We start from the raw sequence: 20,891 nt of genomic DNA, 5'->3' as shown, positions 1-20,891 counted from the left end.
ATCCTCCTGTTATCTGTCGTCACCGTTCCGCCCCGAAATGGATTAACGGCGATCCGGTATATGGCTATAGCTATTCAATGCAGAAGAACAATTGGAGCCAAGCTCATGACCGATACTGTCACCGATCGCTTCCTTCGCTACGTCGTCATCGACACGCAATCGGACCCGACTTCGGGCACCCAGCCCTCGACTGAGAAGCAGAAAAACCTCGGGCGTATCCTTGTCGAGGAATTGCTGGCGATCGGCCTCGGTGACGCGCATCTGGACGAGCACGGCTATGTCTATGCGACCATTCCGTCCAATGTCGACAAGCCGGTTCCGGTGATCTGCTTCTGCTCCCACATGGATACCGCGCCCGATTTCACCGGCACCAACGTCAAGCCTCAGATCCTGCGGAATTATAGCGGCGGCGATATTCGGCTCGCGGGCGATCCGCAACAAATCATCCGTGTCGACGACCACCCTGCCGTGCGCGATCAGGTCGGCAACGACATCATAACCTCGGATGGCACGACCCTGCTTGGCGCCGACGACAAGGCCGGCCTCGCCGAGATCGTGGCGGCAGCTCAATATCTCGTCGACAACCCTGATGTGCGCCACGGCACCATCAAGCTCCTGTTCACGACCGACGAGGAGATCGGCCGCGGCGTCGACAAGGTGGATCTCAAGAAGCTCGGGGCACAGTTTGCCTATACGGTCGATGGCGAAACCGCTGGGCATATAGAGGACGAAACCTTTTCGGCGGATGGCGTCGAAGTCACCATCCAGGGTGTTGCCATCCATCCGGGCTTTGCCAAGGGAAAGATGGAGAATGCCATCAAGATTGCCGGCGCGATCATCGACAGGCTGCCGAAGGACGTAGCGCCTGAAACGACGGCGGGCCGAGAGGGCTTCATTCACCCGACAGGCGTGACCGGCTCGATGGAGAAAGCGTCACTCGGTTTCATCATCCGTGATTTCGATGATGCCGGTCTGGCCGTGAAAGAGGCGATGCTGGAACAGATCGTCAAGGACGTGATGACAGCCTTTCCCGGCTCCTCCCACACATTCACGGTCAAGCATCAATACCGCAACATGAAGACGATTCTCGATCGGCACCCGCAGATCGTCGACAATGCCGTGGAAGCGATCCGCCGGGCCGGGATGACCCCGGTGCGCGGCAGTATTCGCGGCGGCACGGACGGTTCAAGGCTCTCGTTCATGGGGTTGCCTTGCGCCAATATCTTCGCCGGCGGCCATGCCTTTCATTCCCCGCTTGAATGGGTCAGCCGGCAGGACATGGAAAAAGGCGCAAAGACGCTTGTCGAACTGGCTAAAGTCTGGGCAGAGCGTAGCTAAGCCGGTTCAGGCAGGTAAAGTCAGCTCAGAAGAGCGCCCGTTGCCTCAGAAACAAGGCCCCGGGCGCTGGCATTTGTCGCAGACGACCGTGAGATTCACCAGCCGATGCTGGCGACATCATCGATTGCCCGCCTGCCTTGGCGAAGCACGGCGCCAGGCGCGTCGGCGGCCTGGCTCAGCAGGTAGCGCGCGCCAGCCAGCGGACGAAACCCGACCCTCTCCTCCACAACAGGAGGCCGCTCATCGTTCACCAGCGGCTGTTCGGCCTGGGCGTATTCCGGCTCTCCTGCGATCAACGGATCTCGCGTTTCGCATTGCGGCAAGCAACGGTCGAAACGCTCGACGCCGCCCGACGATGCGACCTTGGTCTTCGCGATACCGGCGTGGGATGCGACCCGCTTTGGCGTAACGGCAGCTTTTTCCGTCGAGGCAAGCGGCGACGGCGATGGGATCGGTACCGACATCGTTTGTCGTGCCGGGCTCGCATCGACCACGACCTGCGGCCCGCTCATCGCGACGTGTTCCAGGGGTTTGGCGCTGCTGATCGCGATCACGCCGCTATCGTCGACGAACCGCATGGCTCGATCGGCCGGAGCGGTTTGAACGATGAGGTAGAGGGCACCGACCACCGTGCCGCATACAGCAAGCCCGGAGCCTAGTCTCCGCGTCATCTCGCTTTGGCCATTCCACCAACTTGCAGGCTGCGTACCCATCGACAGCTCCTTTGGACAGAGATTCCGGAGGCCAATTCACACGAGAACTGTGGCGCAGCTTTTGTCGAAACATGGCTAATTGCGGACCTTTTGCAAAGAAATGTTGACGGACCAGGACCTTCGTTCATCAGGAGACGCGGTTTGTCGGTGGGCCGAAAGAAGATGATGATGCAAGGCTGCATCATTAAGCTTTATCTTTAAAGTTAACCGGGAATGTCGCAAGACAAGCAAATGGTCTTGTGATTTTAATAATTCGTGGCTGGGCTGAGCCACGATTCCATCTCGAATTCGAAGATAAGATATTATTGTGCGCATGGTATTTACCGCAAAAGAACTTGGTCGCGATGAGCATTTCCTGTCGGCCATATTGCAGAGCGCACACGAGCTCATGGCCATTTACAGCGAGAATCCTCGGATAGCGTCGATTATGGCTGCGCAACAGCGATGGCTCATGGCTCATTCGGGCTTTTCGCTTTCTCTCGGCTATCCGGATGAACCGACGCCTGGGCTATATGGCAGCCGGTTCGTCGACTTTGCCGTGAAGCACGGCATTGCCAGCCGCAATACTGCCGCGGCCTTCCTCAAGGAGATGCTGGCCTATAAATTCATCCAGCCGGTGCCGCAGAGCTCGGACCGCCGCATCACGCTGCTGGAGCCGACGGAGCTGACGCGCGAATATATGATGCGATGGATCCATACCCATCTCGTCGTGCTGGATACGCTCGACGGCGGGGACCGGATGGCCCAGGTCGCTATCAATCCGGAGGCCATATGGCGCATGCATCCGATCATCGCCAAGCGGATCATGGATAGTGACATTCTCCGCAATCCCGGCGTTACGTTCAGCCTGTTCAACTGGGCGACATCGGGCGGCGTCGTGATGGACTATCTCATCTCGCGCATCACCTCGGTCGATTTTGCGGCCGACAAGATCCTCATCGGTCCCCTTTCCATGAAGGTGATGCAGAGCCAGTTCATGATTTCCAGAACGCATCTGAAGCGCCTGTTCAAACGGGCGGCGGAATTCGGCAGCGTTGGATGGGCCGGCGCGCCGGGAAAGAGCAGCTTCTGGCTGTCCCACACCTTCGTGTCGGAATATTGGAACTATCAGGCAGAGAAATATGCGATGATCGATGCGGTGAGCGCGGCGGTGCTCAATATACCCGACCGTCTCGACGAAAGATCGCATGCAACCTCGACGCTGACCGCCTGACGCAGGCCTCCAGGGTGCACGTTGCCGGCCGCAGCGGTAACCGCCGACCTGCCCGCCGGGACACGTGACGTCTACTTTGAGGTATTCATCAACACAGCTCAAGCTCTGACTGTCTATGGTCGCGTGCCGCCCCAGACAACGCCGTTACCGGGAACCTATACCGACACAGTGGTCGTCACACTCACCTACTGATACGAAATGCGATATGTCGACGGACCCTCGCGGCTCCCTCATGCAGCATCTGCGCCGCCTGCGCTGCGCCGGCTGGTTCCAACCGTCGATACGGCCGCCGCCGTCTCAGGCATATCGGAGGAATAAACCATATTGCGGCCGCTTCGCTTGGCTTGATAGAGTCGCCTGTCCGCCACGCCCGCCAGTTCCTCCCAAGCCCCTAAAGCGCATTCTGCTCGCCAGCCGACGCCAAAGCTGGCGGTGGCGCGCAACCCATGCTCTTCGCTGATGACAGCGTGGGCCAAGGTCGCGCGCAGCCGCTCCGCGGTTGCCTGAGCGACTGCCTCGGTCGCGTCGCCCAATATAATGATGAATTCCTCGCCGCCATAGCGCGCAAACAGATCCCCGGGGCGCAGACATGGGCTCAATATCTGAGCCGTCCTTTGAAGCACGACGTCGCCGACGGCATGGCCGTACCGATCATTGATCGACTTGAAATGGTCGATGTCGAACATGACGATGCCGAAACCACGGAATCCGGATCGCGGAGCAGCGAGCAATTCCTCGACTGCTTCACTGAGCGCTCTGCGATTAAGCAGACCGGTCAGCGCATCCGTCTGAGAGAGACGCTTCAATTCCTCCGTCATCGATTTGCGCTCCATCTCCAGATGTCGCTTGAAACGCTGCTGCTCCCGCAGAATGTTCAGTCGCAGGAACATCTCGCGCACTTCCCGACCGGCGTGCGGCATCGCTTCGGGCTCCGATAGGTCGCCGGCAGCGATATCGTCAATCTGCCGTATGGCGGCAAGCATCGGCTGGAACAGGGATCGCCTGAGCGCATAGGCCAATCCGGCAACCACCGATATCGCCGTTACGGCCAGGAGCGCCGATATCAGCATGGCTCTCAAGGCCTTCTGCTGTGATTCCTCCAACGACGTCAGCGCGGTCTCTTCGATGAGTTCACGCAACGTCTCCGTCGATTTCATCCCCGGAACATATTTTTGAGTGAACTCCCCCGCCGTTGGCGGGTTGCCTCCATTCAGCTCAAAAGCAACCTGCTGCGCATAGGGCAAGGATCCGGCAAAATAATTCACCGTCACTTGATCCAGCAGTTGCGCGATAGCCTGGGAATGCAGCGTTGATGGAGCATAGGTCTTCAACAGCGCATTCACTTCGAAAAGGCGGTTCAACTCATTGTCGAACTCCGCCCGGTAGTGCGAGCGGGCCTGCCCTTGCGAGGCGAGCATCATGACCACATAGGATCCTAATCTTCCGGCGCGTTCTCTGAGCGTTCCGGCCATCGAAGTCAGCATGACTTCGGCCCCGGTCTGCGGCGCCTGAGCGATAATCAAACGTCCCGCTACGTCACGGTAATCCTGCGCCCGGTCCGCCGCCCGGAACATCGTCTGTATCGCCTCGGCTATTTGTGTCCCACTCCGCTCGTCGCGCGGAATGGCCGCGACCGCATCGACGGCTTTTCGGCCTGCTTCCAATTGCGCCTTGACGGCCATGAATGCGCTGCTCATTTCCGGCGAAGCATCTATCTCCGTCCGGAAGATCGTCTCGATCTTGGCGATATCAACGTCGGTGTCGCCACGGCTCGCTTTCAACGCGGCGGCAAATTGCGGCTGCTGTTCCTCGGAGGCGCCCATAAGGCTGTTCGCCGGCCCCCGCTCCTTCGATATCGTGGCAGCCGCACGCAAGGCGGCATCGAAGCGCTTGAACTCCGTCACCCCGCGCTTGTAGTGGATGTAATCCGACAAGCTAAAGGCAATCGTCGAGCCGGCCATCATCAAGCAAACCATGATAACGGCTATGGCGCCGTTCCACTGTAGCTGTTGAATTCTAAGCCGCGACAATAAGTGCACTCCACCGAGAACCGTTTGATCGAGAATAAACTGCAACTGGTAGAATCTTCGTTTAAGGCACAGAAATAAAATATTTCTCACGAGCTGATGACGAGGTTACGCAAATTGTCAGCCAGTCACGATAGCCTTCTGTTTATGCACAACAAAGAGAGGTTTTCGGCGTCATTGGCGCGGCGAAGAACGGCCAAAAAAGTAGTCGACACCGACAAGGCGATGCGGGCAATCGCAAAGCGCGAGCGATCGCCGCTGCTTTGTACGACGTGAGTTTTGCCGGGGTCTCTCCCATAGAAGGGAGTTCGCCCGCCTATGGACCTCCCTTATCGCCCCAGAACTGGGTCGGTGGCTCGAATGCTTATTTGCTGGCGAGCAGGTTCAGCTTGTAGATCTGCGGCGGCTCGGCAAAGAGATCTCCCGCCTGTACTTTTTCCATCAAAGCGGCCGCTACTTTGCCGTCGAGATGGGCCTGCCGGCCCGCTTCATTGTCGAACGTGTCGAAAATGGCGAACTTTCCGGGGCCTTCTTCGATCGCATACCAGCTTGCCGTACCGGGTTCCGCGAGGACCAAAGGCAATGCCGATCGCAGAAAATCGGCAACCTCGGCCTCCTTGCCGGGCTTGGCCTTCAGCGGAACATACAGTGCAAGTTTGCTCATGACCCACCACCTTTCATGTGCGGATGATGTCTCGGATAACGTCAACCAACGTCGGGCGATAGGAACTGTTCCCGATCAGGCAGACCAGAAAGCGATCATCTCTTCAAAGGAAGGTGACCGAAACCGATATCGCGGAGATAAAACTAGTTCTGCACGAATGCCGCCGGCATAAGATTTGCGCGGGCCGAGTAATGTGGTTGTCCGACGACATGCGATATCACCAGCGCGTAGACCAGAATAGAACCGATGACGATGGCAATGCCGTTCACGGGCAGGTTCTTCTTCGACGCCGCGCAGGGCGGGATATCCGGGACATTCGCGCGAGAAGGTCGTCTCCCAGATGTTTCCGCCGTCGTGAAGGGAAGCATCAACTCCTTTTCTATGCGGGCCTGCGCATCGATTTGCTTGCCATATCTCGTCGTGGGCCTGAACTGGATGACTTCGCCCATTTTTCACGCGGTCCCTTTTGCCGCTTGCGGCTATTGGCCATTATTCTCCTGGTTATCGTCAGTATCGCATAGTCGACGCGCACGATGACCTTTTCAGGCCGTTGCTACGATCCTGATCATGGGTAAGGTATACTCCAACAGGACCATGGAAGCGATATCGTTGCGCAAGAAAGCCAGCTGTTTGCGCCATCCTTTCGCAATGTGTGATTAAATCGCCTTGCCGCCTGACGATGGAAAAGATCGGCATATTGCGCGTGGAAGATGGGGATTTTGACGACATCACCGTGCCGGAAGGACATATCCTGCGGCCGTATGTGCTCTACCGCATCGATCATCCTGTCAGCCTGAGCCCCTGATCGGCACCCGCTGCACAAAGCGGGCGCCGAAAGACTGGGCTTAGCGAAGCTCGATGATGGCGCAGCCATAGGCATCGAGCGACAGAGCGCCGGATACCGACTTGCCGTCATCGAGAAGATTGATCCCGGCCGGGACTTCACTCAGCTCAGCGCGCTGATCGAGGTAATTCTGCAGGAAGAGCAGCCGCCGGTCATCGTTCTGGCGCATCGTCACCTCGACTCCCTCGGGCAGATCGCCGACGAGCGGTCCGATGCCGGCTTCCGCAAAGGTCCTGTCGGCCAGGGCATCGGTCAGCTCCGGCGTCAGATAGGTGCCGAGATAGAGCACCCTGCCCTTGCCGACCCGACGCAAGCTCGCCATCGGCTGGCCTTCGGCATAACGGTTCGACCATGTCGCAACCACTTCGGCATCATCCACAATCGTCAGGTTCTCATAAAAGTGCGCAGCTTCGATCTCACGATTGCCGAAGGTGAAGCGACGAACGCGCCGATGGGATTCCGCCGGGCGATTGGGTGGGATGACCAGGCCGCCCGACCGGGACATGACGTCGAAAAGACCCTTGGCACCGGGCGCTGCCAGCCGGCCGAAATCCTCCACCTTGACGCCCGTCAGCCGTGTCAGCGACGAACCCGGTGCTGTCTCACGGATGACATGGTTGTTTTCGTCGCGCGTGCCGGTGCGCGCGCCGATGACGACCGTGCTGCCATCTCGGGCAAAGGCTTCGAGCCGCGCGGTCCAGCCGTCCTTCCACATTACCCAATGCGGCACATAGAGCAGCTTCAGCCGCGAAAGGTCGTCCTCGGGATGGATGAAGCCGCAGGCGATACCGCGGTCATAGCAATATTGATGCAACTGAATTGCATCGTCCTGCGGGCTCGGCAGGCCGATCGAATAGGTCTTGTGCGCCTCCTGATTGTCGAAATCCGAGCCGGCGATGCCGACATCCATGCGCACATGGGTTCCGAGGATCTTGTCCTTGAGAGCGGTCATCTCGGTCGCGAAGCGTTTTGCCTCGTCGTAACGGTGGCGCGGCACATCATCGTGATCGATGAGGCCCATCCAGTAGATTTCCGCGCCGAAATGCGCAGGCCGCCAGCGGAAGAACAGCAAGCCATCGGCGCCGCGCGCGACCGAGGACATGGCCATGCGCCGCATTTCGCCAGGCTCCGGCGTCAGCGTGCAGAAACCGGGCTGGCTTCCGAAGCCGGATTGCTGTTCGGGAACGATGTAATTGCCGGAGAATCCGCGGCAGATATCGAGGTGGAGCGCCTGCACCTTGGCGTGGTTGCCGATGCGCTGAAACTCATCGTAGAGCATCGGATAGATGTCATAGCCGACGAAATCGAGATCGGTGGAGAACTGGCCTCGGAAGTCGATATCGCGAAGGCCGCCGAGATTGTGGAAGATGAACCATTCCGCCTTGGTGGCGCGCAGGATTTCCACCTGATCGTGCTGGAAACGTGCCGTCGCGAAGGCGAGGAAGCGGTGATAGTCCTGCACATGTCCTGGGCTCGGGAAGGTCGGGCCGAACTCGATGGGAAGCACGACCTGACCGAAATCGTCATAGGCCGTCGCCCAGAAATCGCCGCCCCAGGCGAAATTGAGCTTGTCGATCGTCCCGTATTTATCGGCGAGAAAGGCCTGGAACTCCGAAAGTGTCGCCGGGGAGAAGGATTCCGGCATGCTGGTATTCAGCTCATTGTCGGTCTGCCAGCCGATGACATGCGGATTGTCCCGATAGTGCTCGGCCATCGCCTTGGTAATGCGCTTGCTGTACTCGCGGAACACCGGGCTTGCGGTATCGGCATGCTGGCGCGAGCCATGGCTCATCGTCCGGCCGTTGCCGTCGACGCGAAGGATTTCGGGATGGGCGACCGTCAGCCAGCGCGGCGGCGTCGCCGTCGGGGTGCACATGATGGTGTCGATGCCATGACGCGCCAGCACGGCGATTGCACGGTCGAAAAGATCGAAATCGAAGGTGCCGAGCTTTGGCTCGAAGAGATGCCATGCGAACTCACCGAGACGCGCGACATTGAAGCCGGCCTCGGCCATGCGCTTGGCATCGCGCTCCCAATAGCTCTCGTCGACATGTTCCGGATAATGCGGCGCGCCCACAAGAAACCTGTCGGTCTTGATGGTCCGCCATACGGAAAGGTCGTTCTTACTGCTGCTTGCTGACACGGTATCAGGCTCCTGAACTGTTATTTGTCGAGTATTGGCTTGCGGACTGTCATGGTCCGCTCGTCCTGGGTGGAAAACAGGTAGATCTCGCGCGGGTCGATGCTGAGGCTGACCGGCGCATCGGCATTGATGCCGGCGACATGGCCGATCTGCACGGTGATGTTGCCGGTGCCGCTTTCGGAGCTGACACATTGCAGCTCGCCGGCGTCGACATAAAGGATGGTCTCGCGACCGAGATGCTCGACAAGACCGACACGACCGGCAACCACAGCACCGGGCGACGGACCATCCGCGACCGCGATATTCTCCGGCCGGATACCGAGCGTCAGCTTTGCACCCTTCTCGACCGACGAACCGGCCGCCAATTCGACGGCTACGGGCGCCAGACCCGGGGCGGAAACCGTAGCCGAATTTCCTGTGACCTGATCGACCGTGACGGGAAAGAAGTTCATCCGCGGCGCGCCAAGGAAGCCGGCAACGAAGAGGTTGGTCGGGTTGCGATAGAGCTCCAGCGGCGAGCCCACCTGCTCGATGAGGCCGCGATTGAGAACGACGATCCGGCTTGCCATCGTCATCGCTTCGACCTGGTCATGCGTCACATAGACCATGGTCGCTCCGAGTTCGGCATGCAAGCCGCTCAACTCGACACGCATCTGCGTGCGAAGTGCCGCATCCAGATTGGACAGCGGCTCGTCGAACAGGAAGACGTCGGGCGAGCGAGTGATGGCGCGGCCGATCGCGACGCGCTGGCGCTGGCCGCCGGAAAGCTGTTTCGGTCGCTTGTCGAGCTGATCGGTTATCCTGAGGATCTTCGCGGCGCGTGCCACGGCCGCATCGATCTCCGCCTTCGGCCTTTTTGCCATGCGCAGACCGAAACCCATGTTCTCGGCGACCGTCATATGCGGGTAGAGCGCGTAGGACTGAAAGACCATGGCGATGCCGCGATCGCCGGGCTCGGCCGTGCTGACATCGCGGCCGTTGATCATGATCTGGCCGGAAGAGATCGTTTCCAGCCCGGCGATCGACTTCAGCAGCGTGGACTTGCCGCAGCCTGATGGCCCGACCATGACGATGAATTCACCCTGCTCGACCGAGAGATCGATGCCGCGCAGCGCATGATAAGCGCCGTAATTCTTGTTGACGTGACGAAGTTCGAGACTGGTCATGCTTCAGGGCTCTCAAAGAATGGATTGGCATGAGGAACGGCGGCGGGGATGGCGGACAGATCGCTCATCCCTTCACCGCGCCCATGGTGAGACCGGCGATGAAATGCCGCTGCATGAGGAAGAACATCACGACCGGAGGCACGGCAACGACGATCGTGCCCGCCGAAATCAGGTTCCAGGCCGAAACCCATTCGCCGCGCAGATTGGCAAGCCCAGCCGTCACCGGCTTCACCGTATCGCTGACCGTCAGCACCACGGCCCAGAAATAGTCGTTCCAGACGAAGGTGAAGATCAGGATGGCGAGGGCGGCCAGTGCCGGCCGCACCAGGGGTACCACCACGTGAACAAGCGTCTGGAACGGCGTCGCGCCCTCCGCCCTCGCCGCCTGGAACAACTCGTCCGGCAGAGCGGCGATGAAGTTGCGCATGAACAGCGTCGCAAAGCCCGTCTGGAAGGCGATGTGGAAAATGACCAGCGCTGCCGTGGTGTCGTAGAGGCCGATGCGTACCATCAAGTCGCGCACGGGGATCATCATGATCTGATAGGGCAGGAAATTGCCGCCGACGAACAGGGCAAAGACCAGCATGTTGCCGCGAAAGCGATAGCGCGCCAGGACGAAGCCGGCGAGCGTGCTCAGGATCAGCACGCCGATGACGGCGGGTATGGTGATTGTCAGGCTATTGAGGAAATAGCGCGCCATCGGTGTCTGGGTGAAGACGGAGGTGTAGTTATCCACCAGGCCGAATTGCGTCGGCCAGCCCCAGAGATTGCCGCCCATCACATCCTGCGTCGAGCGGAACGACGTCAGGATGATGGCAAAGAGCGGGCACAGCCAGAGGATCAGGATGGCGAGCACGGCGATGAAATAGAAGCGGCGACGCCAGATGGCATCTTCAGGGATCGGGCGCGGATACATCAGGCCCCTCTTTCTTCGATGCGAATGATGCGCGTGAGATACCAGACGATGAACACCGCCATGATCACGAACAGGACCGAGGCGATCGCCGCGCCATAGCCGAAGCGATAGGAGAAGATCGACTGTTCGAACATCTGGTAGGCCAGCACTTCGGAGGAGCCGAAGGGACCGCCCTGCGTCATGACCGAGACCATGTCGAAGGATCGAAGCGCGCCGACGACGGTGACCGCAATGGCGATGAAGGTGACCTGTGTCAGCTGCGGCAGGACGATATGGCGCAACATGTTCCAGCCTCTTGCACCGTCGACCCGTCCGGCTCCGATCAACTCCTCGCTGAGGCTGTTGAGACCGGCGAGATAGAGCACCATGCAGAAGGCGATCTGCGGCCAGAGCGCTGCGATGACGATCGCAAAGGTGACGAAGTGCTCGTCGGAGAGAACCGCCGGCGCGGCCGCGCCGAAAAAGCCGAAGATCAGGGCGAGCAATCCGAGTTGCGGCGTATAGACCCAGGTAAAGACGACGCCGACGGCGACCGAGGCGAGCACCAGCGGAATGAAGAAGAGCGACTTCATCAGCCGCATGCCGCGGATCTTCTGATTGACGAGCAGTGCGATCGCCAGCCCGATGGGCGGCGCCGCCATGAACATGACCAGCCAGATCACATTGTTCTTCAGCGAGACGTAGAATTGCGGGTCGTTGAACAGCTCGACATAATTGCCGAAGCCGATCCAGACCATCGGGCTGAAGCCGTCCCAATCATGCAGGCTGATCCAGAGGCTTTCCACAGCCGACCACAGGATCACGACGGAGAAGAGAACGGCCGCGGGCAAAATCAGCAAAGTCGGGGTGAGCCACCAGCGATGGCGGCGCCAGAACGTCATCATTTTGTCCTCTTTCGGTATGGAGAGGCGGAGCAACGGCCCCGCCTCCCGGTCGCTGGGAGGAAGGCTAGATCTTGTAGATACGCTTACGCGTACCCTCGAGCCGCTGCAGAATGGCGTTGCGTCGTTCGGGCTTTGCCATGAATTCCTGGAAGCCGACGAGGCCGGCCTGGGCCATGTCGGGATCGCTGTCGCGGTCGTAATATTGCGATGTGCCCTGCACCGTCTTCAGCGCCTCGACTGCGGCATTGACCAGCGGGTCCTTGCTTGGCGGCAGGTCGTTGCGCGGCGGCACGTTGCCGCCGGGTACCAGATAAGGGCCGAGATTTTCGGGGCGATAGAAATAGGCGAGGAACTCGCGCGCGCCCTGCTTGTTCTTGGCATTGGTCGGGATATGCACCGAATTCAGCGAAAATTCCTCGAAACGGCCGACCTTCGGATCGATCGTCGGGAAGGGCGCGAATGCGAGCTGATCGAGATCCTCCTTCGGAAAGGTGGAGCGCACGAAAGCGCCGAGATTCATCATGCCCGCCTTCTTCTGCGACAGCAGAGCACCCGCCTCCTGCCAGCCGAACGAGGTGTTGTTCGGCGTGAAGAAATCCTGCTTGATCAGGGTCTCCCAATTGTCGAATACCGGCTTCAGCGCCGGGTCGAGATAGCTCATCTCGCCATTCATCAGCGCCATGTGCTTGTCGAGACCGTTGATGCGCAGGTTCATCTGGTCGAACCAACCGGCCGCCGGCCACAATTCCTTTGTGCCCATGGCGATCGGCGTTAGGTTGGCGCTCTTGCACTTGGCGCCGAAAGCCAGGAAATCATCCCAACTCGCCGGAACCGTCGCTCCAAGCTGACTAAAGACATCCTTGCGGTAGAACATGCCCCAAAGCGTTCCGCCGGTCGGCAGCCCATACTGCTTGCCGTCGACGGTAACTGAGCCCGCGGCGGGGCCGAGCACGTCCTTGTATTTCTCCTTTTCGAACAGATCGGAGATATCATCGAACAGGCCGCGCTTGACGAAGGCGCGCATGCGGTTTCCCGAAAACCAGAAGCAGATATCGGGCGCGCCGGCGACCAGATAGTTGCGGATCGCCGTTTTGTGCGCCTCGTGATCCATGTTGTTGACCACGACCTTGACGCCGGCCTGCTTGCCGAAATCGTCGGCGATCTTGCGCAGGATCGCCAATGCATCGGCGTTGTTTTCGTCCGAAATGATGTTGACGTCCTGGGCCTGCGCGATGGCGGGCATCGGAAAACCGGTGAGCGCTGCGACGGACGCCGCCCCTGCACCCTTCAAAAAGACACGCCGGCTCGCCGGCCTTCCAAGCAAATTGAAAGTCATTTGAAACTCCTCCCGTTGTGACGTCCACCCTCACCCCTGCTCAGCCAGCCGTACGAACACGCGGCGGGCGCCCCTCCTGCCCTCCCACGCACGGTCGCAACAAACCTGCCGCGGCAATGCATTTGCATCGCCCGGAACTTTCGGTTCGAGAAACCTTGTCCTATTGCTGACTTCTTCGTGCTTGCGCACGAGCCGGATGTTGATCGACGGGTGAAGTTATGCATAAGTCTGAAACGGACGCAATAATTAATTTACAAAATTAAGAAAGAGAAATCGTGAAACTGAAAGGCGACCAGAGCACGTCGCGAGCCCTGAACCGGCGGCTCATCCTGAACCTTTTGAGGCAGGAGGGGCCGAAAAGCCGCGCCGAAATAGCGACGATCACCGGTCTTAGCCCGGCCGCCGTCACCTTCGTCATTGCCGATCTGATCGAGGAAGGACACGTCACCGAAGGCAAGGCGGTGGCCGGGCTTTCGGGCCGGCGGCCCATACCCGTCGAGATCAACTACACCAACGGGTTGGCGATCGGCTTCAAGCTGATGGTCGGCTCCGTGGAATGCGTCGTGACCGATCTGGCAACCAACCCGCTTGCCTCCTGTCGACTGACCCTTATCGATAACGAGCCGGAGAATGTAGCGAAGACGCTGGCCGAAGCCGTGCCCATGCTCGTTGAAGCCGCAGGGCGCCCGCAAGCGCGACTGGCAGGAGTCGGTATTTCCGTGCCCGGTGTCATCGACAACGGTCAGGCCATCTGCGTGCGCAGCTTTCGTTTCAAATGGAACAACGTGCCCCTCGCATCGATGGTGGCGCAAAGGGTCAAGGTGCCCGTCTGGCTCGAGGACGATACGAACGCCTATGCCATCGCCCAACAGCTTTTCGGCCTCGGGCGGCAATATCGCGATATGGCCGTCCTCGCCATCGGTGTCGGCATCAGCTGCGCGCTGATCGTCGATGGAAAGCTCTACCGGGGTGCCCATGGCGCGGCCGGTAAATTCGGCCACACCTTGCATGAGGAGAACGGGCGGCTTTGCGAGTGCGGCAAGCGCGGTTGCCTGATGGCCTATTATTCGGAGCCTGCCATGCTGCGCACCTGGCGCGAGGCGACCAGGCGTGACGACAACCAAAACCTCTCCGATATGCTGGAGGCAGCCAGAGCCGGCGATGCAGAGGTCAGCAGGATCCTTGGCGAGGCAGGTGCCGGGATCGGCAAGGCGCTTGCCAACCTCGTCAACATCACCGACCCTGAGGTGATCGTTGTTGGAGGCGAGGCGGTTTCATTCGGCGATGCTCTTTTCGACCCTCTGAAATCAAGCATGGCTGCCCGCACCTTTTTTGCCTCACCGCCGCTGCTGCCCGATTGGGAAGACAATTCCTGGGCACGTGGTGCAGCCGCCCTCGTCACCCAGAAATTCTTCGACTTCGAGACATCCGGCGGGACGATGGGGAGCAGTGACGCTGACACGACCACGTCGGCGGCATAGAAAACGGTGATCGCCGCCATGCTTGCTGGCAACAGAAAGCGAGCACGCACCCCCAACGGTTCGGTCTTGCATCGCCAGCCCTTTCACGCGACAAACGCCAGATGAGCGCCCCTACAGTCCATCCCTTCGCCTTCGACCCCACCTACGGCATGCAGCTAAAGCAGTTGCTGGCCATCATGCCGCCGGAGGCGCCTGTTGGTTTCGACGATTTCTGGCGGAAGCGCTACAGCGCGGCAATTGCCGTCGATCCGCAACCGAAGCTTCGCCGCAGTAAATTGCGCCATGACAACTGGCACGTCTTCAACGTCAGCTACACATCGACAGGCTCGTTTCAAATCAACGGCTGGCTTCTCATTCCCCGCCAAGGCCAGGTGCGGCGCGGCCTTGTCGTCGGACATGGCTATGGCGGGAGAGACCAGCCCGATCTTGATCTGCCGCTGGAGGAGACAGCGGTGCTGTTCCCCTGTTTCCGCGGCCTGTCCCTCAGTGCCTGCCCGCAACTTCCACCGGATGCGGCCGAACACGTCCTCAGCGGTATCGAAAATCGCGATACCTATGTCATCGGCGGCTGCGTCGAAGATCTCTGGCTCGCCGTATCGACACTTGAGACACTCTATCCCTGGATTGCCGGTCAAATCGGCTACAGCGGCATCAGCTTCGGCGGCGGCATCGGGGCTCTGGCAATTCCCTTCGATGCGCGCATCGACAGCGGCCATCTGGTCGTCCCGACCTTCGGGCATCGGCAGCTTTGGCTGACGCTGCCAACGGTCGGCAGCGCCCAGTCCGTCCAGGCCTATCAGGAGAAGCATGGAAGCGTGTTCGAGACTTTGCGTTTCTTCGATGCAGCAATCGCTGCAAGCCGCATCAACGTGCCGATGCTCGTAGCCCCTGCCCTTTTCGATCCCGCCGTGGCGCCGCCCTGCCAGTTCGCCGTCGCAAATGCGCTACAGAAATTTAACGAAATATTCATTCTGGATGCCGGCCATTTCGACTATGCTGGCATGGACGAGCAGAATGCACGTCTGCGTGACAAGGTGGGGCGACTTTTCAAGGTGTCATGAACCGGGAATATCTGCGCTGGTACAGCCCACGGCTGGATCGAGACATGGAGCTGCTGGTCTTCGGCCATGCCGGCGCCAAAGTGCTGATGTTTCCCACGAGGGATGGACGTTTCTGGCAATATGAGCAGATCGGGATCGTTGCCAGCCTTGCGGAAAAATTGAACGCCGGACATCTGCAGCTCTACTGCATCGAAGGGCTCGCCATGGAAACCTTCTATGGTTCCCATCGGCATCCGGCCGAGCGCATCCGCCGGCATGGGGCATACGAGGACTATATACTCAACGAAGTTCTGCCGCTTATGGCGCAAAAGAACCCGCATGAATGCACCATCGTCCATGGCTGCAGCCTCGGCGCCTTCCAGGCTGCCAGCCTGGTCTTCCGCTACCCTCACCTCTTCCGCAAGCTCGTCGCTTTTTCCGGTCGTTATGACCTGACGATGCAAATCGAATCCTTCGGCGATCTGTTCGACGGCTATTATGACGACGACATCTACTTTCATACGCCGACGCATTTCCTGCCGGGGCTGAATTGTGATTGGCAGCTGGAAAAGCTGCGACAGGTCGATATCGTCTTGACGATCGGCGATGCCGATCCTTTCCTGGACAACAATCGCCATTTGAGCCGGCTTCTGGCTGACAAGCAGGTCAGCCATCGATTGCATGTTTGGGACGGACGCGCGCACCGTGCCGGCGCGTGGCGCCGGATGGCACCGCTCTACATTTGAGCACGGCCCCCCAAGGCTTGATCAGCAATTGCTGTGAATGAACCTAGATCAGACCAACGGGGATGGGTCTGATCACCTTGCGCGCGCCATAGTCACGCTCATGCGATTTGCGGTGCTGTTGCTCGTGGCTTGTGGAGAAGTCGATAAGAATGCGCTCCACCATGCCATCCGGATAGGTTCCGGTGTCGTCGGTCTCTACCTCCGACTGTGCAGTGACGATCTTCAAATTCATCTCGATTCCTCCGGCTTGGCACGGAAACCCTTGATTCCATGGTTTGTTCCACTAGTATCCGCACAATTGTTAAAAAATTAACTACGTCCGTTAATCAAATCGGGCGCTGCGGTATCGAACTTGAACGGCTCGCCGGATTGGAACATTGTTGCAATCTTGGCGTTCAATCTCCAACTGGATTGGAGGGCTTGATGTATCGATCCAAATCGCCCAGCACACGGCGCCGGTTGCAGCCGCCAATGCAATTCTCATCGACTTCGACCTCTTTCGGTTCCAGATCCTGTTAGGGATTCCGGCCGCGCCTTTGCATGCCTTCGATCAATCACTGTCAAATCGGCGGATAGACTGGAGCAGATCATGGCCATTCTCATAACATCGATCATTCTGGCGCTTATCGGGCTCGCGCTCGGCGGCGGCGGGCTTTGGCTTGTGCTGCTCGGCGGCAGCTTCTTCTACCTTCTCGCCGGCATCGCCTTTCTCGCGACGGCGATTTTGCTCTCCATGCGCAAGGTGGCCGCGCTCTGGCTCTATGCGATTTTCGTAATCGCCGCGCTTGGCTGGGCCATATGGGAGGTGGGGTTCGACTGGTGGCAGCTCGGTCCGCGCGGCGGACTGATCATCCTGATCGGACTATGGCTGCTGACACCATGGATCCGGCGCCCACTGGGGTTTCGCAGCCTTGATGGTGTCCACTATGGGGCCAATCCCTGGCCGCTCGCGATACCCCTGATCATCGCCGTTCTCATTGCAGTTTATTCCATGACGACCGACCCTCACGACCTCTCAGGCGATCTGCCGACGACGGTTGTGGCGAACGCTCCCGTGGGAGGCAATGTGCCGAATGGCGAATGGCATCAATATGGCCGCACATCTTTCGGCCAGCGCTATTCGCCGCTCGACCAGATCAATGCGCGGAATGTCGCCACCCTCAAGGAAGTGTGGCGTTACCAGACCGGCGACGTGAAACGCCCGGACGATATTGGCGAGACAACCTATCAGGTCACGCCGCTCAAGGTCGGCGACACGCTGTTCCTGTGCACGCCGCACAGCCTGGCGATTGCGATCGATGCCAAGGACGGCAAGGAAAAATGGCGTTACGATGCGAATGCCGGGATGAACCCCAATCGTCAGCATCAGACCTGCCGCGGCGTCTCCTACTATCACGACAAGACCGTCACCGCCGGAGCGCCTTGCGCCGACCGCGTCTACCTGCCGACCTCCGACGCCCGGCTGATCGCCCTTGACGCAGCCAATGGCAAGGTCTGCCCGAGCTTCGCCGATCAGGGCACGCTCCATCTCGAAACCGGCATGAAATACAATCCGGCCGGTTACTACTATTCCACATCGCCGCCCGTCATCGTCGCAGACAAGATCATCATCGGCGGCGCGGTCAACGACAACTATTCGACGCAGGAGCAATCCGGCGTCATCCGCGCCTTCGACGCCAGGACCGGCGCACTGCTCTGGAACTGGGATTCGGGCAACCCCGACCAAACGGCACCCCTGCCCGCCGGGCAGACCTATACCACCAATTCGCCGAACAGCTGGTCGATCTCCAGTGCCGATGAAGCGCTCGGCATGGTCTATATCCCGCTTGGCAACCAAACGCCCGATCAGCTGGGCATGGGACGCAGCGCCAATGTCGAGCGCTTCTCCTCATCGATGGTCGCGCTGGACATCAACACGGGCCAGCTCAAATGGGTGCAACAATTCGTCCATCACGATCTCTGGGACATGGACGTACCGGCGCAGCCCGTGCTCTTCGACCTGACAAAGGCCGATGGCTCCGTGATCCCCGCGCTCGTCGCCTCGACCAAACAGGGCGATCTATACGTCCTCGATCGTCGCACTGGCGCTGCGATCATTCCCTTTAAGGAAATCCCCGCGCCTGGCGGCACCATTCCGGAGGATCACGCCTCTCCAACGCAGCCGATCTCGGATCTGACCTTTTCGCCGCCTCCATTGCAGGAAAAGGATATGTGGGGCGTCTCGCTGTTCGATCAGCTTGCCTGCCGCATTTCCTTCCATCGACATCAGTATGAAGGTCGATACACGCCCCCGTCGCTGCGTGGCTCCATCATCTATCCCGGCAATTTCGGCACTTTCAACTGGGGCAGCGTCGCCGTCGACCCGGAACGCCAAATCATGTTCGGCATGCCGACGTACCTGGCCTTCACGTCGCGGCTCGTGCCGCGCGCCGAGATCCCGCCGAAGGGAGCGGGGGACAAGGGCAGCGAGCAGGGCTTGAACCGCAACGAAGGCTCTCCTTACGGCGTCTATATGGGGCCGTTTCTCGGGCCACTCGGCATTCCCTGCCAGGCGCCGCCCTGGGGCTACGTCGCCGGCGTCGACCTGAAGACCGGCAAGATCGCCTACAAGCACAAGAACGGCACCATCTACGACATGACGCCGCTGCCGCTGCCCATCAAGGTCGGCGTTCCCGGTATCGGCGGACCGATCGTCACCAAGGGCGGCGTTGCTTTCCTGGCTGCGGCCGTGGACGATTATCTGCGGGCCTACGACGTGACAAGCGGCAAGCAGCTCTGGCAGGCGCGCCTGCCGGCGGGCGGCCAGGCAACGCCGATGACCTACACCGCCAGCGACAATAAACAATATGTCGTCATGGTGGCCGGTGGTCATGGCTCCGTCGGCACCAAGCCGGGCGACTACGTCATCGGCTACACCCTGCCATGAGTTGACCTTGAAACGGGCGGGCCTGCTCGCCCCCTTTCACCTGAAGCTTGCAGTCAGTTCTTCGAAGAGCGGACGCGGCTCGACGTGCCATTGCCTTCGGAACTCGCAGGGGGCTCCTCCCATCCGAAGACGCTACGGCCGCCATAGGACGAAGATCTGTCGAATTCGCCGGCGATGATCTCCTTGAGATCGGGTCCGGTGACATATCGCTCCAGAACTCGGGACTGATCGTCCAGGCGCTTCAGCGCAGCCAGTTCTTCGTCGCGCCCAAGACGCCCCTTCTTCACCGCGGATTTCATCACGCTGATCGTCTCGTCATAGACCTTCAACGGAACTGGAAAAGGATGCCGATCCTTGCCGCCATGGGCGAGCGAAAAGCGTGCCGGATCGGAGAAGCGGCACGGTGCGCCATGAACGACTTCGGCGACCATCGCCAATGCCTTCACCGTCCGTGCGCCAACGCCAGGCGTCAACAGCAGCTCCTCGAAATCCACTGGACCGCGATCGGCAGCCGCCGCGAGATTTCCATGCAAACGCCGCATGTTCACATCCTCCTGGCGCACGTCGTGATGTGCGGGCATGATGAGATGCGGCAACATCGGTTGCGCATCGTGTTTTCTACTTGCTGGAGCTTGTCCTTCCAGCGCATTGAATTCACGGATAATTTTATCTGGACCCAGTGAAGTGAGGAGATCCAGTTGCCCATTGCGGGAGCGCTCGGCGCGACGATCGGCAAGATTGATGATCTCACCCTGCTCCCTTCCCTCGATTGCCGCATGGGGAGAATCGAGAAAGCTCGTTAGCCCTTCGGACAGCCAGTGATACCGGCGCGCCTGGCGCCGATCGCCGTTCATTCCCTGCTGGACAACAACCCATTTGCCGTCGTCCGCCACGATGAACCCGTGCAGATAGAGATCAAAGCCATCCTGCAAGGCCGCACTATCGACTTTTGCAATCAATCGGCTGGTGGTGGCAAGCGATGTGCCGTCGATGCCCACGCGATCGCCGATATCAACCAATTCACCCGGCGTCTTCCGTGAATGCGAGCCGCGGCCGCCGCAGACATGGATCCCAAGCTCGCCGGAAAGCGGTGTCAGGCCGCGTTTCAACGCGCCGAGGACGCTGGTCGTGATGCCGGAGGAATGCCAGTCCATGCCCATGACAGCGCCGAAGGACTGGAACCAGAAGGGATTGGCGAGCCGGCGGAACAGCTCATCGCGTCCGTAATGCTGCACGATCGCCTCGGTGATCACGGCGCCCAGGCGCGTCATCCGGTCTCCCAGCCAGCGCGGCACGCGGCCGCCATGCAAGGGAAGATCAGCCTTTCCAGTTCTGTGTGCCAAGTTCATCACCCACGATCTTCGGAAAGCTGAATGTAGTGCGAACGGCCGATTTGCGCCATCCGCACCGTCTTTTATCGAGCCCCACCGGATCCGGGACCGCCTTGCCCGACG

18 protein-coding genes and 1 pseudogene are annotated in these 20,891 nt (G+C 59.8%); 8 read left to right on the top strand and 11 right to left on the bottom strand.

Annotation, left to right across the window (positions count from 1 at the left end; genetic code table 11):
* The first annotated feature begins 105 nt into the window (after positions 1-105).
* Entirely contained in the window at positions 106-1,338 is a 1,233-nt protein-coding gene (pepT, locus tag AB8B29_RS23425) for a peptidase T (RefSeq protein ID WP_113102288.1), read from the top strand.
* Between the two features lie 95 nt (positions 1,339-1,433).
* On the opposite strand, the gene AB8B29_RS23420 is transcribed toward pepT, so the two are convergent.
* Entirely contained in the window at positions 1,434-2,051 is a 618-nt protein-coding gene (locus AB8B29_RS23420) for a hypothetical protein (RefSeq protein ID WP_113102287.1), read from the bottom strand.
* 313 nt (positions 2,052-2,364) lie between these two features.
* Between AB8B29_RS23420 and AB8B29_RS23415 the strand changes: the two genes are divergently transcribed.
* Both AB8B29_RS23415 and AB8B29_RS23410 read left to right on the top strand, forming a co-directional pair.
* Entirely contained in the window at positions 2,365-3,264 is a 900-nt protein-coding gene (locus tag AB8B29_RS23415; protein ID WP_113102286.1) for a hypothetical protein, read from the top strand.
* Positions 3,265-3,357: 93 nt separating this feature from the next.
* Positions 3,358-3,456 (top strand): annotated as a pseudogene (locus AB8B29_RS23410) (spore coat protein U domain-containing protein); the annotation flags it as partial.
* 38 nt (positions 3,457-3,494) lie between these two features.
* Here the strand turns inward: AB8B29_RS23410 and AB8B29_RS23405 are convergent.
* The 3 genes from AB8B29_RS23405 to AB8B29_RS23395 form a co-directional block, all read right to left on the bottom strand.
* Positions 3,495-5,294 carry a GGDEF domain-containing protein gene (locus AB8B29_RS23405; protein WP_162740658.1) on the bottom strand — a complete coding sequence of 600 codons (1,800 nt, stop codon included), beginning with the start codon at positions 5,292-5,294 and terminating at the stop codon, positions 3,495-3,497.
* 361 nt (positions 5,295-5,655) lie between these two features.
* Entirely contained in the window at positions 5,656-5,955 is a 300-nt protein-coding gene (locus tag AB8B29_RS23400) for a putative quinol monooxygenase (protein WP_037197522.1), read from the bottom strand.
* A gap of 143 nt (positions 5,956-6,098) precedes the next feature.
* The gene (locus tag AB8B29_RS23395) at positions 6,099-6,404 is read right to left on the bottom strand and encodes a hypothetical protein (RefSeq protein WP_113102284.1); all 306 of its coding nucleotides are present in this window, start codon (positions 6,402-6,404) and stop codon (positions 6,099-6,101) included.
* A 230-nt stretch (positions 6,405-6,634) separates the two neighbouring features.
* Here AB8B29_RS23395 and AB8B29_RS23390 point away from each other — a divergent pair, with 230 nt between their 5' ends.
* Positions 6,635-6,760, top strand: coding sequence for a hypothetical protein (locus AB8B29_RS23390; RefSeq protein WP_280518154.1), 126 nt, complete (start codon positions 6,635-6,637; stop codon positions 6,758-6,760).
* Between the two features lie 40 nt (positions 6,761-6,800).
* On the opposite strand, the gene AB8B29_RS23385 is transcribed toward AB8B29_RS23390, so the two are convergent.
* The 5 genes from AB8B29_RS23385 to AB8B29_RS23365 form a co-directional block, all read right to left on the bottom strand.
* Positions 6,801-8,942 carry a beta-galactosidase gene (locus AB8B29_RS23385; protein ID WP_037197520.1) on the bottom strand — a complete coding sequence of 714 codons (2,142 nt, stop codon included), beginning with the start codon at positions 8,940-8,942 and terminating at the stop codon, positions 6,801-6,803.
* Positions 8,943-8,962: 20 nt separating this feature from the next.
* Positions 8,963-10,108, bottom strand: a complete 1,146-nt coding sequence (locus tag AB8B29_RS23380; RefSeq protein WP_047640669.1) for an ABC transporter ATP-binding protein — start codon at positions 10,106-10,108, stop codon at positions 8,963-8,965.
* Positions 10,109-10,172: 64 nt separating this feature from the next.
* Positions 10,173-11,024, bottom strand: coding sequence for a carbohydrate ABC transporter permease (locus tag AB8B29_RS23375; RefSeq protein ID WP_037197517.1), 852 nt, complete (start codon positions 11,022-11,024; stop codon positions 10,173-10,175).
* Positions 11,024-11,908 (bottom strand): carbohydrate ABC transporter permease, encoded by an 885-nt coding sequence (locus AB8B29_RS23370; protein ID WP_037197516.1) that lies wholly within the window; start codon positions 11,906-11,908, stop codon positions 11,024-11,026. The genes AB8B29_RS23375 and AB8B29_RS23370 overlap by 1 nt, the downstream gene beginning before the upstream one ends.
* 64 nt (positions 11,909-11,972) lie before the next feature.
* Positions 11,973-13,244, bottom strand: a complete 1,272-nt coding sequence (locus AB8B29_RS23365; RefSeq protein ID WP_113102283.1) for an ABC transporter substrate-binding protein — start codon at positions 13,242-13,244, stop codon at positions 11,973-11,975.
* A 275-nt stretch (positions 13,245-13,519) separates the two neighbouring features.
* Here AB8B29_RS23365 and AB8B29_RS23360 point away from each other — a divergent pair, with 275 nt between their 5' ends.
* From AB8B29_RS23360 to AB8B29_RS23350, 3 genes are all read left to right on the top strand, one after another.
* Positions 13,520-14,725, top strand: a complete 1,206-nt coding sequence (locus tag AB8B29_RS23360; protein ID WP_037197513.1) for an ROK family transcriptional regulator — start codon at positions 13,520-13,522, stop codon at positions 14,723-14,725.
* 101 nt (positions 14,726-14,826) lie between these two features.
* Complete coding sequence (locus AB8B29_RS23355) at positions 14,827-15,786, top strand: acetylxylan esterase (protein ID WP_037197512.1); 960 nt, start codon at positions 14,827-14,829, stop codon at positions 15,784-15,786.
* Positions 15,783-16,511 carry an esterase family protein gene (locus AB8B29_RS23350; protein WP_037197511.1) on the top strand — a complete coding sequence of 243 codons (729 nt, stop codon included), beginning with the start codon at positions 15,783-15,785 and terminating at the stop codon, positions 16,509-16,511. The genes AB8B29_RS23355 and AB8B29_RS23350 overlap by 4 nt, the downstream gene beginning before the upstream one ends.
* Positions 16,512-16,554: 43 nt before the next feature.
* Here AB8B29_RS23350 and AB8B29_RS23345 read toward each other — a convergent pair whose 3' ends face one another.
* On the bottom strand, positions 16,555-16,743 hold the full coding sequence (locus AB8B29_RS23345) for a hypothetical protein (RefSeq protein ID WP_037197510.1): 189 nt from the start codon (positions 16,741-16,743) through the stop codon (positions 16,555-16,557).
* A 357-nt stretch (positions 16,744-17,100) separates the two neighbouring features.
* Here AB8B29_RS23345 and AB8B29_RS23340 point away from each other — a divergent pair, with 357 nt between their 5' ends.
* Entirely contained in the window at positions 17,101-19,437 is a 2,337-nt protein-coding gene (locus AB8B29_RS23340) for a glucose/quinate/shikimate family membrane-bound PQQ-dependent dehydrogenase (protein WP_037197509.1), read from the top strand.
* Positions 19,438-19,490: 53 nt separating this feature from the next.
* On the opposite strand, the gene AB8B29_RS23335 is transcribed toward AB8B29_RS23340, so the two are convergent.
* Positions 19,491-20,786, bottom strand: a complete 1,296-nt coding sequence (locus tag AB8B29_RS23335; RefSeq protein ID WP_376774280.1) for a DUF763 domain-containing protein — start codon at positions 20,784-20,786, stop codon at positions 19,491-19,493.
* Positions 20,787-20,891: the final 105 nt, after the last annotated feature.

Origin of the sequence: Rhizobium sp. 11_C7_N12_5, assembly GCF_051811145.1 — a bacterium.
GTDB classification, from domain to species: Bacteria; Pseudomonadota; Alphaproteobacteria; order Rhizobiales; family Rhizobiaceae; genus Rhizobium; species Rhizobium lusitanum.
The sequence above is the reverse complement of the archived record's forward strand: the minus strand, read 5'-3'. Positions and strand labels throughout refer to the sequence as shown.

Bases quoted from the DNA above. Each gene is read 5' to 3' on its own strand.
- AB8B29_RS23365 (WP_113102283.1), bottom strand. From the start codon at position 13,244: ATGACTTTCAATTTGCTTGGAAGGCCGGCGAGCCGGCGTGTCTTTTTG.
- AB8B29_RS23395 (WP_113102284.1), bottom strand. From the start codon at position 6,404: ATGGGCGAAGTCATCCAGTTCAGGCCCACGACGAGATATGGCAAGCAA.
- AB8B29_RS23355 (WP_037197512.1), top strand. From the start codon at position 14,827: ATGAGCGCCCCTACAGTCCATCCCTTCGCCTTCGACCCCACCTACGGC.
- AB8B29_RS23370 (WP_037197516.1), bottom strand. From the start codon at position 11,908: ATGATGACGTTCTGGCGCCGCCATCGCTGGTGGCTCACCCCGACTTTG.
- AB8B29_RS23375 (WP_037197517.1), bottom strand. From the start codon at position 11,024: ATGTATCCGCGCCCGATCCCTGAAGATGCCATCTGGCGTCGCCGCTTC.
- AB8B29_RS23345 (WP_037197510.1), bottom strand. From the start codon at position 16,743: ATGAATTTGAAGATCGTCACTGCACAGTCGGAGGTAGAGACCGACGAC.
- AB8B29_RS23350 (WP_037197511.1), top strand. From the start codon at position 15,783: ATGAACCGGGAATATCTGCGCTGGTACAGCCCACGGCTGGATCGAGAC.
- AB8B29_RS23390 (WP_280518154.1), top strand. From the start codon at position 6,635: ATGGAAAAGATCGGCATATTGCGCGTGGAAGATGGGGATTTTGACGAC.
- AB8B29_RS23400 (WP_037197522.1), bottom strand. From the start codon at position 5,955: ATGAGCAAACTTGCACTGTATGTTCCGCTGAAGGCCAAGCCCGGCAAG.
- AB8B29_RS23420 (WP_113102287.1), bottom strand. From the start codon at position 2,051: ATGGGTACGCAGCCTGCAAGTTGGTGGAATGGCCAAAGCGAGATGACG.
- pepT (WP_113102288.1), top strand. From the start codon at position 106: ATGACCGATACTGTCACCGATCGCTTCCTTCGCTACGTCGTCATCGAC.
- AB8B29_RS23335 (WP_376774280.1), bottom strand. From the start codon at position 20,786: ATGAACTTGGCACACAGAACTGGAAAGGCTGATCTTCCCTTGCATGGC.
- AB8B29_RS23340 (WP_037197509.1), top strand. From the start codon at position 17,101: ATGGCCATTCTCATAACATCGATCATTCTGGCGCTTATCGGGCTCGCG.
- AB8B29_RS23415 (WP_113102286.1), top strand. From the start codon at position 2,365: ATGGTATTTACCGCAAAAGAACTTGGTCGCGATGAGCATTTCCTGTCG.
- AB8B29_RS23380 (WP_047640669.1), bottom strand. From the start codon at position 10,108: ATGACCAGTCTCGAACTTCGTCACGTCAACAAGAATTACGGCGCTTAT.